Source organism: Enhydrobacter sp. (genome assembly GCA_025808875.1).
In the GTDB taxonomy this organism is placed as follows: Bacteria; Pseudomonadota; Alphaproteobacteria; order Reyranellales; family Reyranellaceae; genus Reyranella.
Genome location: CP075528.1, coordinates 2,330,621 through 2,343,032 on the forward strand (window position 1 = coordinate 2,330,621; position 12,412 = coordinate 2,343,032).

15 protein-coding genes are annotated in these 12,412 nt (G+C 65.7%); 11 read left to right on the plus strand and 4 right to left on the minus strand.

Annotation, left to right across the window (positions count from 1 at the left end; translation table 11 throughout):
- Positions 1–65 precede the first annotated feature (65 nt).
- On the plus strand, positions 66–1,043 hold the full coding sequence (locus KIT25_11490; protein UYN97514.1) for an alpha/beta fold hydrolase: 978 nt from the start codon (positions 66–68) through the stop codon (positions 1,041–1,043).
- Entirely contained in the window at positions 1,036–1,182 is a 147-nt protein-coding gene (locus tag KIT25_11495; protein ID UYN97515.1) for a hypothetical protein, read from the plus strand. The genes KIT25_11490 and KIT25_11495 overlap by 8 nt, the downstream gene beginning before the upstream one ends.
- 228 nt (positions 1,183–1,410) lie before the next feature.
- On the opposite strand, the gene KIT25_11500 is transcribed toward KIT25_11495, so the two are convergent.
- On the minus strand, positions 1,411–2,310 hold the full coding sequence (locus tag KIT25_11500) for a LysR family transcriptional regulator (GenBank protein UYN97516.1): 900 nt from the start codon (positions 2,308–2,310) through the stop codon (positions 1,411–1,413).
- A 91-nt stretch (positions 2,311–2,401) separates the two neighbouring features.
- Between KIT25_11500 and KIT25_11505 the strand changes: the two genes are divergently transcribed.
- Positions 2,402–3,238, plus strand: a complete 837-nt coding sequence (locus KIT25_11505) for an isocitrate lyase/phosphoenolpyruvate mutase family protein (GenBank protein ID UYN97517.1) — start codon at positions 2,402–2,404, stop codon at positions 3,236–3,238.
- Here KIT25_11505 and KIT25_11510 read toward each other — a convergent pair.
- The gene (locus KIT25_11510) at positions 3,225–3,710 is read right to left on the minus strand and encodes an NUDIX domain-containing protein (protein ID UYN97518.1); all 486 of its coding nucleotides are present in this window, start codon (positions 3,708–3,710) and stop codon (positions 3,225–3,227) included. The genes KIT25_11505 and KIT25_11510 overlap by 14 nt on opposite strands.
- Positions 3,707–4,717, minus strand: a complete 1,011-nt coding sequence (gene hemB / locus KIT25_11515; GenBank protein UYN97519.1) for a porphobilinogen synthase — start codon at positions 4,715–4,717, stop codon at positions 3,707–3,709. Before hemB ends, KIT25_11510 begins: the two co-directional genes overlap by 4 nt.
- An 84-nt stretch (positions 4,718–4,801) precedes the next feature.
- Here hemB and KIT25_11520 point away from each other — a divergent pair, with 84 nt between their 5' ends.
- The 8 genes from KIT25_11520 to KIT25_11555 are packed head-to-tail and all read left to right on the plus strand — an operon-like array spanning position 4,802 to position 11,499.
- A complete protein-coding gene (locus KIT25_11520) occupies positions 4,802–5,941 on the plus strand; it encodes an isobutyryl-CoA dehydrogenase (GenBank protein ID UYN97520.1) in 1,140 nt (379 codons plus the stop codon).
- A gap of 3 nt (positions 5,942–5,944) precedes the next feature.
- Entirely contained in the window at positions 5,945–7,012 is a 1,068-nt protein-coding gene (locus KIT25_11525) for an enoyl-CoA hydratase/isomerase family protein (GenBank protein ID UYN97521.1), read from the plus strand.
- Between the two features lie 18 nt (positions 7,013–7,030).
- Positions 7,031–7,912, plus strand: coding sequence for a 3-hydroxyisobutyrate dehydrogenase (mmsB, locus tag KIT25_11530; GenBank protein ID UYN97522.1), 882 nt, complete (start codon positions 7,031–7,033; stop codon positions 7,910–7,912).
- Between the two features lie 7 nt (positions 7,913–7,919).
- Positions 7,920–8,609 (plus strand): glutathione S-transferase N-terminal domain-containing protein, encoded by a 690-nt coding sequence (locus tag KIT25_11535; protein ID UYN97523.1) that lies wholly within the window; start codon positions 7,920–7,922, stop codon positions 8,607–8,609.
- 25 nt (positions 8,610–8,634) lie between these two features.
- Positions 8,635–9,132: a MaoC family dehydratase gene (locus KIT25_11540; protein ID UYN97524.1), complete on the plus strand. Its 498-nt coding sequence runs from the start codon at positions 8,635–8,637 to the stop codon at positions 9,130–9,132.
- Positions 9,129–9,413, plus strand: coding sequence for an antibiotic biosynthesis monooxygenase (locus KIT25_11545; GenBank protein UYN97525.1), 285 nt, complete (start codon positions 9,129–9,131; stop codon positions 9,411–9,413). Before KIT25_11540 ends, KIT25_11545 begins: the two co-directional genes overlap by 4 nt.
- 18 nt (positions 9,414–9,431) lie before the next feature.
- The gene (gene corA, locus KIT25_11550) at positions 9,432–10,499 is read left to right on the plus strand and encodes a magnesium/cobalt transporter CorA (GenBank protein UYN97526.1); all 1,068 of its coding nucleotides are present in this window, start codon (positions 9,432–9,434) and stop codon (positions 10,497–10,499) included.
- 4 nt (positions 10,500–10,503) lie between these two features.
- On the plus strand, positions 10,504–11,499 hold the full coding sequence (locus KIT25_11555) for a glutathione S-transferase family protein (protein ID UYN97527.1): 996 nt from the start codon (positions 10,504–10,506) through the stop codon (positions 11,497–11,499).
- Between the two features lie 6 nt (positions 11,500–11,505).
- Here the strand turns inward: KIT25_11555 and KIT25_11560 are convergent, their stop codons facing one another.
- A complete protein-coding gene (locus tag KIT25_11560) occupies positions 11,506–12,411 on the minus strand; it encodes an ABC transporter permease (GenBank protein ID UYN97528.1) in 906 nt (301 codons plus the stop codon).
- Position 12,412 lies beyond the last annotated feature (1 nt).

A 12,412-nucleotide genomic window follows, 5' to 3' on the forward strand; every position in this document is an offset into this window, starting at 1 on the left:
CGCATACGAATTCGCGCGCGACCCGTCCATCTATTCCCTGTCGCCGGACTTGCTAGGATCGCTGGGTGAGTTTCGACATACCGCCCTTCCAGCCGCGCTTTCCCTGGTGGGGCGGCGACCTGCAGACCTTGGCCAACCGCCTGGCGGTTGGCGCTATCGATCTTGCGCCGCACACCAGCCGTGGCCAGTCTTTCCGGCTCGACGACGGCACCGGCGATACGCTGCTTGCCAGGCTCGACCGGCCGGCGCGACCGCGGGCCGGGGCGCCGCTGGTCATCCTGATCCACGGCCTGACGGGGTCGCAGGACAGCACCTACATGCTCAGCCAGTCTCGTTGCTTGCTGGAAGCCGGCTTTCGGGTGCTGAGGCTCAATCTGCGTGGCGCCGGTCCGTCCCGTGCGTTGTGCGGGGGACACTACTATGCCGGACGCAGCCAGGACTTTCGAGCGTTGCTGGCCCTCCTGCCGGATGAGTTTCGGCGCGATGGAGTGGCGGCTGTCGGTTACTCGCTGGGCGGAGCCATGCTTCTCAAGTATCTCGGCGAGGAGGGGCGGGCTGCGCCGCTGGTGGCCGCCGCCAGTGTGAGTGCGCCGATCGATCTTGCCGCGACCTGCCAATGCATGCTTCGCCCACGCAATGCGCTCTATCATCGCTACCTGCTTGCTCAGATGAAGGGCGAAGCGACGGGCGAGGGGGCGGTTCTCACGGACGACGAACGCCATGCCGTTCTCGGTGCGCGCAGCATCTGGGAGTACGACGAGGTCTTCATCGCACCGCGGCACGGCTTCGCTGGCGCCGACGACTACTACGACCGCTGCAAGCCGGTGCGCTTCATGCCAGCCATCGGTATTCCGACGCTGGTGATCGCCGCGCTGGACGATCCCTGGATTCCCGGCGATCTTTACAAGTCGTTCGGGTGGGCTGAGAACCCGTTGCTCACGCCGCTGCTGTCGCGTAACGGGGGCCATGTCGGCTTCCACGGCCGGGGCGACCGCAGGCCTTGGAGCGACATCGCGATCGTGCGATTCTTGGAGCATGTCTGAGGCAGAGCCACTGGCCACCATCGCAATCGTCGTCGGGCTGCTGGCAGCCCTTATCCTCGCTTGGCGCGCCTATCGTGGCGCCGCGCAGGATCATGAGGAGCGCAAGCGTGAGCGACAAGATCGCGACGACCGCGACTAGATCAGCCTGCAAAATGGTCCCGTTCCGGACCTAAAACCTCATGCCAAAAATGCCAAAAATGCCAAAATTCACCGCGACCACCATGACCGGCGCACACCCGCACCTCGTCGAACGCCAAGATTACCATGGGGGCGGCGTTTGCACCTAATTGGGTCGATGGATTCGAACAAGTGCCGATGGCAGTTGGATCGGATGGCCATTCGACCCCCTTTCGCAGCGAACATCTCGTCATTTGACTCTCCGCATCGTCAACAAGCCGAGCAGTACCTGCGCGGCGGGACTGAGATAGCCTTTGCGCCGGTGCAGTACCGTGATCGGGACCGTCGTACGCATGGCGGGGATGTCGAGCGCGACCAAGGTTTCCTGGCGCAGTTCGTCGCGCACGCTGCTTTCGGGAACGAGGGCGAGACCGAAGCCAGCCTGAGCGAGCCGCTTTTGCGCGGTCAGGCTGTCGATGAGGGTAACGTCGGCGCGGTCGAGGCCCGCGCGCGCGAGTTGTCGCGCCAGCACGTGACCGGAGGAATCACGGTCGCGTGGCACGAGCGGGAAGCCCACCCATCGCTCGCCCACGAGCGCGCGGGGATCGCGCAGGCGGCGGCCGGCGAGGGGATGACCGGCTGCGGCCACCACCAGCATCGCTTCGCCACCGGCGTCCAGTTCGACCAGATCCGTGCGGTCGCTCCTGAAGTAGCGTAGGCCGAGGGTGGCCTCGCCGCGTCGCACGAGGTCGGTGACTTCCGCACTCGACGCCGTGCGCAGTTCGAGGCGGACGTTCTTCCGGCGACGGGCGAAGCGCCGAAGGATGTGGACGATGTGCGTATCGGCGAGGGTTCCGACCAGAGCGAGCGAGACGACCGCGACGGCGTGGGCCCCGAGATCGCGCACGGCGTCGTGTCCGTCCTTGAGAGCCGCCATGGTCGCCTCTGCGTGAGGCAGGAAGGCGCGGCCGGCATCGGTCAGCCGCGCGCGGCCCCGGATGCGTTCGAACAGCGGCGCGCCCAGTTCTTGTTCGAGCTGGCCGACACGGCGGCTGATGGCCGGCTGCGACCTGTGCAGTTGCTGTGCCGCGCGCGAGAAGCCGCCGGTTTCGGCGATGGCGAGGAAGGTCCGGATCTCGTCGATGTCCATGATCAGGATTTTCGATGGAATACTGCCGAACTATGCATTTTACAAAGGATAACCCGTGGTCGACGGTGGGGCAGCCACCAGAGGAGATGCCATGCCCACGCAGGCCCAGAAAACGGCGACATTCCGCGCCCTGCACGACAGACCCGGTGCCTTCATCATTCCCAATCCATGGGACGCGGGCACGGCGCGCCTGCTGGCCGCGTTGGGCTTCGAGGCGTTGGCCACCACCAGCCTGGGAGCTGCCAACATGCTGGGGCGTCCCGACGCCGCAGTGTTGCGCGCCGAGGTGATCGAGAACGCCCGGGCGATCGCCGAGGCCACCGACCTGCCGGTCAGCGTCGACCTGGAGAATTGCTTCGCCCATGAGCCGGAGGAAGCGGCCGAGGCGATCCGGTTGGCGTTCGAAGCGGGCGCCGTGGGGGGCTCGATCGAGGATTTCAGCGGCGATCGTCAGGAGCCGATCTACGACCTCGAACTATCGGTTGCGCGGGTGCGGGCGGCGGTCGCCATGGCGCGCTCGCTCCCCGTGCCGTTCGTCGTCACGGCGCGCGCCGAAAACCTGATCAGGGGTCGCAACGACATGGCTGACACGATCCGCCGGCTACGCGCCTACGAAGAGGCGGGCGCCGACGTGCTCTACGCGCCGGGCTTGCGTAACGCTGCGGAAATCCGCGAGGTGGTAGCCGCCGTGAAGCGGCCGGTGAACGTCGTCACCGGCTGGCTCGATCCGGATGTCACGGCGGGCCAGATCGCCGAGGCGGGCGGCAAGCGCATCAGCGTCGGCGGGCTGTTGTCACGCTTGGCGTTGGCGACGGTCATCGAGGCCGCCCGCGCCATGAGGGAGCAGGGCTCGTTCGCCTGGATGCGCGACGTGCTGCCCTTTGCCGAGACGAGTCGCCTGCTGGCCGCCGGGGCTAGCCGATCGTGATCGGTTTTTCAGGAGGGCCGTCGCGCAGCAATTCCGCGAGCCGCGCGCCGATGTCGAACGGTTCGAAGCGTTGCCTCGACGAGGCAAGCTCGCCGAGCGACCACCAATGATGGTCGAGCGTCCAGCTCTTCTCACGCTCGTCGAGCCCGGAGGTGTCGATTTCGGTCGACTCGCTGCGGCCGAGGAAGAAGCGCTCGCGATGGAGCACACGCTTGTCGCGCCACTGCATGATGCGCTCGCGCGACCACACCCAGCGGATGTTCCGCACGGCCAGTCCGGTCTCTTCGCGCGCCTCGCGCATGGCGGCGTCGGCGTATTCCTCGCCCGGATCGACCAGCCCGCCGACCGTCACCCAGAACGGATCGTGGAACGGATCGGCCGGATCATAGACGGCCGGCTGATGGACCTTGAACATGAACAGCCGGTCCTGCGGATCGAGCAGGATCAGCCGCGCCGATGGACGCTCGATCATTTGCCTTTCAGCAACCTCGCTGCATCCATCGCGCCGTAGGTCAGGATGCCGTCGCAGCCGGCCCGCTTGAAGCCGGTCAGCGTCTCGATCAGGATCTTGTTCCAGTCGAGCCAGCCGCGGTCGGCGGCGCCCTTCAGCATCGCGTACTCGCCGCTGACCTGGTAGGCGTAGGTCGGCACGCCGAAGGCGTCCTTCACGCGCCGCACGATGTCGAGATAGGGCAGGCCGGGCTTCACCATCACCATGTCGGCGCCTTCCTCGATATCGAAGCCGACCTCGCGCAGCGCCTCGTCGGAGTTGGCGTAGTCCATCTGGTAGGTCTTCTTGTCGCCCTTCAACGCGCCAGAGCTACCGATGGCATCGCGGAACGGGTTGTAGAAGGCCGAGGCGTACTTGGCAGCGTAGCTCATGATCTGGGCGTGGATGTGGCCCTTGGCGTCGAGCGCCTTGCGGATGGCGCCGATGCGGCCGTCCATCATGTCCGACGGCGCCTGGATGTCGGCGCCGGCCTCGGTCTGCACGATCGCCTGCTTGACCAGCGCCTCGAGCGTCTCGTCGTTCTGCACGTAGCCGTCGCGCACGATGCCGTCGTGGCCGTCGCTGTTGAACGGATCGAGCGCCACGTCGGTCATGACACCTAAGTCGGGAACCGCCTTCTTCACGGCCACGGTGGCGCGGCAAACCAGATTGCCGGGATTATAGGCCTCGCGGCCGTCCGGGGTCTTGGCCTTGGGGTCGGTCTCGGGGAAGATGGCGATGGCGGGAACGCCGAGGTCGCGCGCCTCCTTGGCCGCCTCGACGAAGAGGTCGATCGACAGGCGATCGACGCCCGGCATCGATTGCACGGGTGTGCGTGCCTTCGTACCTTCCTGGACGAACACCGGCCAGATCAGATCGTCGACCGACAGCCTCGTCTCCGCGACCAGCCGGCGCGACCAGTCCTCGCGGCGATTCCGGCGCAGTCGTGTGGTGGGGAAGCGGCCCAGGGTCGAGAAGCGTTTCGCCATGGGACGCTCTTATCGCGCGAACGACGGGTAGCTGCAATGCGGCTTGTTTGACTGGCATCCTGCCCTCTCTATGATCCGCGGCGCATGGATTTCAGGCTCTCCGAGGAACAGGAAGCGTTTCGCGACACGGCGCGCCAGTTCGCGACCGAGAAGATGCTGCCCCACGCGGCCAAATGGGACGCCGACAAGATTTTTCCGGTCGAGGCCTTGCGCGAGGCGGCCGCCCTCGGTTTTGGCGGCATCTACGTGCAGGATGACGTCGGCGGCAGTGGGCTCAGCCGTGTCGACGCCGCGTTGATCATGGAGGAACTGTCGGCCGCCTGTCCCAGCACGGCGGCCTACATCTCGATCCACAACATGGCCGCCTGGATGATCGACGGCTTCGGCGACGACGACCAGCGGCGGCGGTTCCTGCCTAAGCTCTGTTCGATGGAGCACTTCGCCAGCTACTGCCTGACTGAGCCCGGCGCCGGCTCGGATGCGGCGGCGCTGGCGACTCGCGCCGAGCTCAAGGGGGACCACTACATCGTCAATGGCACCAAGGCGTTCATCTCGGGCGGCGGACGGAGCGACATCTATGTCGTGATGTTGCGGACCGGTGGATCAGGCGCGAGCGGCGTGTCGACATTGGTGGTCGAGAGGAACACGCCGGGCCTTTCCTTCGGCAAGCAGGAGCAGAAACTCGGATGGAACAGCCAGCCGACAGCGGCGGTGAATTTCGAGAACTGCAAGGTGCCGGTCGCCAACCGGCTGGGTCCGGAGGGGCACGGATTCAAGATCGCTATGATGGGGCTCGACGGCGGGCGCATCAACATCGGTGCCTGTTCGGTGGGCGGTGCGCGCGCCTGCCTCGAGACCGCGTCGCGCTACGTCGTCGAGCGCAAGCAGTTCGGCAAGCCGCTCGCCGACTTCCAGGCGACCCAGTTCAAGCTCGCCGACATGGCGACCGAACTCGACGCGGCACGACTGATGATCTGGCGCGCCGCCTCGCTGCTCGACCGGAAGTCGCCGGAGGCGACTCAGGCCGCTGCCATGGCAAAGCGCTTCGCCACCGACGTCGGCTTCCGCGTCGTCAACGACGCTCTGCAACTGCACGGCGGATACGGCTACTTGAAGGACTTCCCCATCGAACGCTATCTGCGCGACCTGCGTGTGCATCAAATCCTCGAGGGGACCAACGAGATCATGCGCGTCATCATTTCGCGGCGTCTGTTGATGGGATGAAGAATGTCGGAAGCTGAAATTCTGTTCGAAGTGAAGGGCGGGCTGGGTGTCATGACCCTCAACCGGCCCAAGGTCCTGAATTCGCTGTCGCACGGCATCATCCTCGAGATGGAGCGCGTCATGCCGCAGTGGGAGAAGGACCCGGCGATCAAGGCGGTGGTGCTGCGCGGCGCGGGAGACCGCGCCTTTTGCGCGGGCGGCGACGTCGCCGGCCTTTATCGCGAGATGCGCGCCGATCCTGCCGGCACGCTACGCCGCGACTTCTTCCGCGACGAGTACATCGTCAACCGCCGCATCTACCGCTACGCCAAGCCGTGGATCTCGCTGATCGACGGCATCGACATGGGCGGCGGCGTGGGCCTCTCGGCGCACGGCTCGCATTCGGTGGCGAGCGAGAAGTTCCTCTTCGCCATGCCTGAGACGACGATCGGCCTCTTCCCCGACGTCGGTGGCGGCTACTTTCTGACGCGTCTGCCAGGGGCGCTTGGAACGTTCCTCGCACTCACCTCCTATCGTCTGAAGGCGGCAGATGCAATCTGGGCCGGTATCGTCGATGCCCATGTGCCGAGTGCCCGGATGAACGAACTGGAAGCGGCCCTCGCCGAGGCCGACCTGTCGGGCCCGCGGGCCAACGACAAGGTGAGTGCGGTGATCGCCCGCTTCTCGACGGACGCAGGCGAGCCCACGCTGCCGGCACTCATGCCGGAGATCGATCGCTGCTTTTCCGCCGAATCGCTGGCGGAGATCGTAGCCAGGCTGAAGGCGTCGCCGGGCGAGTTCGCGCAGAAGCAGCTCGCCGCGTTGATGAAGCTGTCGCCGCTGTCGATGGCGATCACCCTGGAGCAGCTCAAGCGCTGCGCCAACCGGTCGTTCGAGGATACGATGACCATCGAATACCGCATGTCGCAGGCCTGCATGAAGCAGGGCCACGACTTCTTCGAAGGCGTGCGGGCCTTGCTGATCGACAAGGACCAGAAACCCAAGTGGAACCCGCCGACCGTCGAGGGCGTGACACGCGAGATGGTCGAGGCGCATTTCAAGCCGGTGTCGAACGATCTGGTCTTCGACTGACGGCAAGGGGAGGGAAGGATGGCGAAGATCGCGTTCATTGGTCTCGGCAACATGGGTGGCCCGATGGCGGCCAACCTGCTGAAGGGCCAGCATCAGGTCACGGGTTTCGACCTGTCGACCGAAGCGCTGAACGGCATCGTCGACAAGGGTGCCAAGGGCGCGGCGAGCGCGGCGGAGGCGGTCAAGGGCGCGGAGATCGTCGTCACCATGCTGCCGGCCGGCAAACACGTGCGCGAGGTCTACGAACAGCACGTGCTGCCCAACGTCGCCAAGGGGACGTTGCTGATCGATTGCTCGACCATCGACGTCGATAGCGCACGCCATGTCGCGGGACTGGCCCAGAGCGCGGGCCACGACATGGTCGACGCGCCCGTCTCCGGCGGCGTCGGGGGCGCCACGGCTGGCACGCTCACCTTCATGGTCGGCGGGCCGTCGGCGGCCTTCGCCAAGGCGCGGCCCATTCTCGAGAAGATGGGCAAGAACATCGTCCACGCCGGCGGCAGCGGCAATGGGCAGGTCGCCAAGATCTGCAACAATATGATGCTCGGCATCTCGATGATCGGTGTCAGCGAGGCCTTCATGATGGCCAGGCGGTTGGGCCTCGATGCTCAGAAGCTGTTCGACGTGGCGTCGACCTCGTCGGGCCAGTGCTGGGCGCTCACGACCTACTGTCCGGTCCCCGGTCCCGTGCCGACCTCGCCGGCCAACCGCGACTACCAGGCGGGCTTCACAGCGGCGATGATGCTGAAGGACCTCATGCTGGCCCAGCAGGCGGCGCAGGGGGCGGGCGCCAGCACGCCGCTCGGCGCGGAGGCGGCGCAGCTTTTCAACCTGTTCGTCAACGCCGGCAACGGCGCCAAGGATTTTTCCGGCATCATCCGGATGATCGACGGCAAGTGAGGTACGGGTGATCACGCTCTACGATCTTGTCTTCGACAAGGATGTCCGGCCGAGCCCGTTTTGCTGGCGGGCCAAGCTGGCGTTGAAACACAAGGGCCTCTCGTGGCGTGACGAGCCCTTGGGATTCACCGAGAAGGTGAAGATCGCGTTCGCCAATTCGACCACAGTGCCGGTGATCCACGACGGTACCCGGGTGGTGAAGGACAGTTGGGCGATCGCGCTCCATCTCGATCAGGCGTATCCGGACAAGCCGCTTTTTCCCGGCGACCCGGGCAAGGCTCATGCGCGCTTCGTCAATGCATGGGCCGACGGCTCGGTGAACGGCACCATTTTCCCAATGGTGGTCAGCGACATGGTCGCGGCCGTGCGCCCCCAGGATCGCGACTATGTGGTCGAATCGCGCGGCAAGCGTATCGGCACCACCGACTTCGCCACGTTCCAGAAGGATGCGCGCGAAAGGGGACTGGCGACGTTCCGTGCCGCACTCGAGCCGGCGCGTCGTGTGCTGCAGCAGCAGCCGTTCCTCGCTGGCGAGGCGCCAGCCTATGTCGACTACATTCTGTTCGGTACGCTGATGTGGCCACGGTCGATCAGTCCGGACCTCGGGCTGCTGGCGCAGGACGATCCCGTGCATGCCTGGCGCGAGCGCATGCTCGATTTGTTCGACGGCCTGGGTCGCAAGGCTCAGGTCGCCTAGAAGGGGCGAGCCGAAGGAGGCGTCGTTGACCGAGACACAGAAATTCGACCCGGCGGAACATCGCTTCGGGCCCTCCCACTGGTTCGAGGATCTGGCGGTCGGGCAGAAATTCTACATCAATTCGCGTACCCAGACCGAGGCGCTGTTCTCGGCGTTTCAGCTCGCCAGCGGCGACAACCATCCGATCCACTACGACCGTGAATATTGCAGGGCCCGTGGGCATCGCGACCTGCTGGCGCACGGACTGCAGGTCGCCGTGCAGGGTGCGGCGGGAGCGGGGATCTTCCCGCACTTCATCGGCGATTCGCTGATCGGCTTCCTCGAGCAGTCATCGCGGTTCCTGAAACCGGTCTACTGCGGCGACACGCTGTATCCGATGCTGGAGGTCTCCAACCTCAAGCCCGGCCGCTCGACGGGCGTGGCGACGCTCAGGCTGACCATCCACAATCAGGCCGGCGAACTGGTGTGCGACGGTGAACACAAGTACCTTGTGCGAAAGCGCCCGCAGGAGAAGCAGACATGATCGGTGTCATCGCGAAGTTGACGATAAAGCCCGGCACCAACGCCGATTTCGAGGCCACGATGCGGGCATTGCAGGCCAAGGTGCAGGCCGACGAGCCGGGCAACAAGCTCTATGCGCTGCACAAGACGACCGATCCCAACGTCTATGTCATGTTGGAGCGTTATGACGATCAGGCGGCGCTCGAGGCCCACCGCGCGGCGCCGCACTTCAAGGAGCTGGGGCGCAAGCTCGGCGACTACCTCGCCGGCCGTCCCGACGTACAGGTGATGCAGGAGGTCTGACGCGCCGCGTCGAAGCTCATGGACGGCATCGTTCTCCGCCACACCAAGCCCGGCACCTCGCCGGGAACCCTGGCCGGACGCGCTCCCGTCCCGGACGAGGCGCTCGACTTCACCCTGGTCGAGTACACGCAGGACGATTGTCAGGTCCTGCACGGAGTGGAGGTCGACGAGTGCCGTTTCCATCTCGGCACCCCGGCGCATACCTGGATCGACGTGGCGGGGCGCGCCAGCTCGGAGATGCTGCGCGATCTCGGCATGGCCTTCAACCTGCATCCGTTGGCCCTGGAGGACGTCTTCCACGCCTCGCAGCGCAGCAAGCTCGACCTCTACGAGGGACAGGGCTTCATCGTCCTGAACGATCCCGTCTATGAGGAGGGCGAACTGAGGTCGCGCCAGGTCAGCATTTTCTTCGGCGAGAACTACGTCATCTCGTTCCACGACCACAAGGGCGACATCTTCAAGCCGGTCCGGGACCGCGTGCAGACGACGGGCTCGCGGTTGCGCACCTTCGGCATCGACTACCTCGTCTATGCCCTGGTCGACCTGGTCGTCGATCGGAAGTTTCCGGTCATCGAGGCCTTGTCCAGCCGACTCGAGGCGCTCGAGGACGAGGTTCTCGAGGACGCCACGGGGAAGACGCTCGGGCGCATTCATCAGGCCCGGCGCGCCTTGGTCACGTTTCACCGCATCGAATGGGCGGAGCGCGAGACGGTACTCTCGATCATGCGGCCGGAGACGCCCTTCATCATGCCGGAGACGCGCACCTATCTGCGCGACTGCTTCGATCATACCGTTGCCGTGCTCGACCTGGTCGAAAGTTACCGAGAAATGACCAATGGCCTGATGGAAGTCTCCCTCATGCGCTCGTCCAATCGCCTGGCCGAGGTCATGAAGACGATGGCGATCATCACCGTCTTTTTCATGCCGTTGAGCTTCCTCGCCGGAATCTACGGCATGAACTTCGAGCGCGATGCCGGAAACATGCCGGAGCTGGGATGGAAGTACGGCTACACGTTCTTCTGGATCATGGTCGCCGTCATCGTCAGCGGGCTCTTCCTCTGGCTGAAGCGCAAGAAGTGGATCTAGTGCCTTGGACGACAACTATCGGATATTCGGCTCGGAGCTCTCGCCCTATTCGGTCAAGGTGCGCTCCTACTTCCGCTACAAAAACATCGCGCACGAATGGCTGCTGCGCGGACCGGCCAACCAAGCGGAGTTCCAGAAGCACGCCAAGCTGCCGCTGATCCCGCTCGTGGTGACGCCGCAGGGCGAGGGCCTCCAGGATTCGACTCCGATCATCGAAAAGATGGAGGAGGCGCGGCCCGAGCCGTCGATCGTGCCGGACGATCCTGTGCTCGCCTTCCTTTCGGCGCTGATCGAGGAGTATGCCGACGAGTGGGGCAACAAGTGGATGTTCCACTACCGCTGGGCCTACCAGCCCGACTGCTGGGCGACCGCCGAGCGCATTGCCGTCCAGATGGTCGGCGCACAGGGCCCGCTTGCCGTTGCGCAGGCCCGCGGCGCTGTGGCGGAGCGAATGCAGGGGCGGCTGGGCTTCGTCGGCTCGAGCGAGACGACGACGCCGGTTATCGAGGATTCCTACCGGCACACGCTGGCAATTCTGGAACCGCACCTCGCCACCCGGCCATACCTGCTGGGGGGACGGCCGTCGCTGGCCGACTTCGGCCTGTGGGGCCAGTTCTACGAGGCGGCGACCGATCCGACGCCGGGCGCCATCCTGCGGAGATCCTCGCCGAAGGTGCAGGCCTGGGTGGAGCGCATGGTGTCGCCGAAGGCCGAGGCCCCCTTCGAGAGCTGGTCGGCGCTCGAGCCGACCCTGATGCCGCTGCTGAAGGAGCAGGTCGGGCGGCTGTTCCTGCCTTGGTCCGCGGCGAACGAAAAGGCGCTCGCCGCAGGCGAGAAGAGCTTCGAGGTGACGCTGGCCGGTTCGCGCTGGGTGCAGGAACCGCAAAAGTATCACGCCCGTTCACTCAAGGAAATCCGGGCCAAGTACGCCGCCGCAAAGGACACGCCCGACCTCGGCGACGTGCTGCAGCGCGCCGACTGCCTCGCCTGGCTGCGATAGGGTTTCTCAGCGCGTCCTGAGCTTGGGGTCGATGGCGTCGCGAAGGGCGTCGCCGAACAGGCTGATGCCGAGCACCGCCAGCATGATGGCGAGGCCCGGGAAGACGGCGATCCAGGGGGCGGTCGTCGCGTATTCCTCCGCGCCGCCCTGCAGCATCAGGCCCCAGGCCGGCACCGGCTCCTGCACGCCGAGGCCGAGATAGGAAAGGGACGCCTCGGCAAGGATCGCCTGGCCGACGAAGGCCGAGAGCAGGATCAGGAACGGCGCGACCACGTTGGGTGCGATGTGCAACAGCACGATGCGGGCGTGGCTGTAGCCCAGCGCGCGGGCGGCGTCGACATAGGGTACCTCGCGGATCGCGAGCGCACTGGCGCGGACCACGCGTGCACAGCGCGGGATCAGCGGGATGGTGATGGCGAGGATGACGTTGAACACGCCGGTGCCGAACACCGCCACGACGGCGAGCGCCAGGATGATCAGCGGGAACGCCATCAGAACGTCGAGCACGCGCTGGAAGATGAGATCGAACCAGCCGCCCAGATAGGCGCTGGTCACGCCCAGCACCAGCCCTATGACGCCGCCGACGAACGCGGCGGTGAAGCCGACGATCAGTGCCGTGCGCGCGCCGTAGATCAGGCGCGAGAAGATGTCGCGGCCGAGCTGGTCGGTGCCGAGAATGTGCGTCCAGCTCGGCGCCTCCATCATGGCGCTGAAATCGTTCTCCTCCGGGTCGTAGGGCGAGATCCAGCCGGCCATCACGCCCGCCGCGACCATCACGATCATGATGACGAGCCCCGCTGTGCCGAGCGGCTGGCGCCGGCAGAATTCGAGAGCGTGCGAGAGCGCCGAGCGCTTCTTCGCCAGCGTGTCGTCGGCCGGTGGCAGAGACCCGTTGGAAGTGATCGCTGTCATG

Bases quoted from the DNA above. Each gene is read 5' to 3' on its own strand.
- KIT25_11495 (UYN97515.1), top strand. From the start codon at position 1,036: ATGTCTGAGGCAGAGCCACTGGCCACCATCGCAATCGTCGTCGGGCTG.
- KIT25_11520 (UYN97520.1), top strand. From the start codon at position 4,802: ATGGATTTCAGGCTCTCCGAGGAACAGGAAGCGTTTCGCGACACGGCG.
- corA (UYN97526.1), top strand. From the start codon at position 9,432: ATGGACGGCATCGTTCTCCGCCACACCAAGCCCGGCACCTCGCCGGGA.
- mmsB (UYN97522.1), top strand. From the start codon at position 7,031: ATGGCGAAGATCGCGTTCATTGGTCTCGGCAACATGGGTGGCCCGATG.
- KIT25_11525 (UYN97521.1), top strand. From the start codon at position 5,945: ATGTCGGAAGCTGAAATTCTGTTCGAAGTGAAGGGCGGGCTGGGTGTC.
- KIT25_11545 (UYN97525.1), top strand. From the start codon at position 9,129: ATGATCGGTGTCATCGCGAAGTTGACGATAAAGCCCGGCACCAACGCC.
- KIT25_11510 (UYN97518.1), bottom strand. From the start codon at position 3,710: ATGATCGAGCGTCCATCGGCGCGGCTGATCCTGCTCGATCCGCAGGAC.
- KIT25_11505 (UYN97517.1), top strand. From the start codon at position 2,402: ATGCCCACGCAGGCCCAGAAAACGGCGACATTCCGCGCCCTGCACGAC.
- KIT25_11500 (UYN97516.1), bottom strand. From the start codon at position 2,310: ATGGACATCGACGAGATCCGGACCTTCCTCGCCATCGCCGAAACCGGC.
- hemB (UYN97519.1), bottom strand. From the start codon at position 4,717: ATGGCGAAACGCTTCTCGACCCTGGGCCGCTTCCCCACCACACGACTG.
- KIT25_11560 (UYN97528.1), bottom strand. From the start codon at position 12,411: ATGACAGCGATCACTTCCAACGGGTCTCTGCCACCGGCCGACGACACG.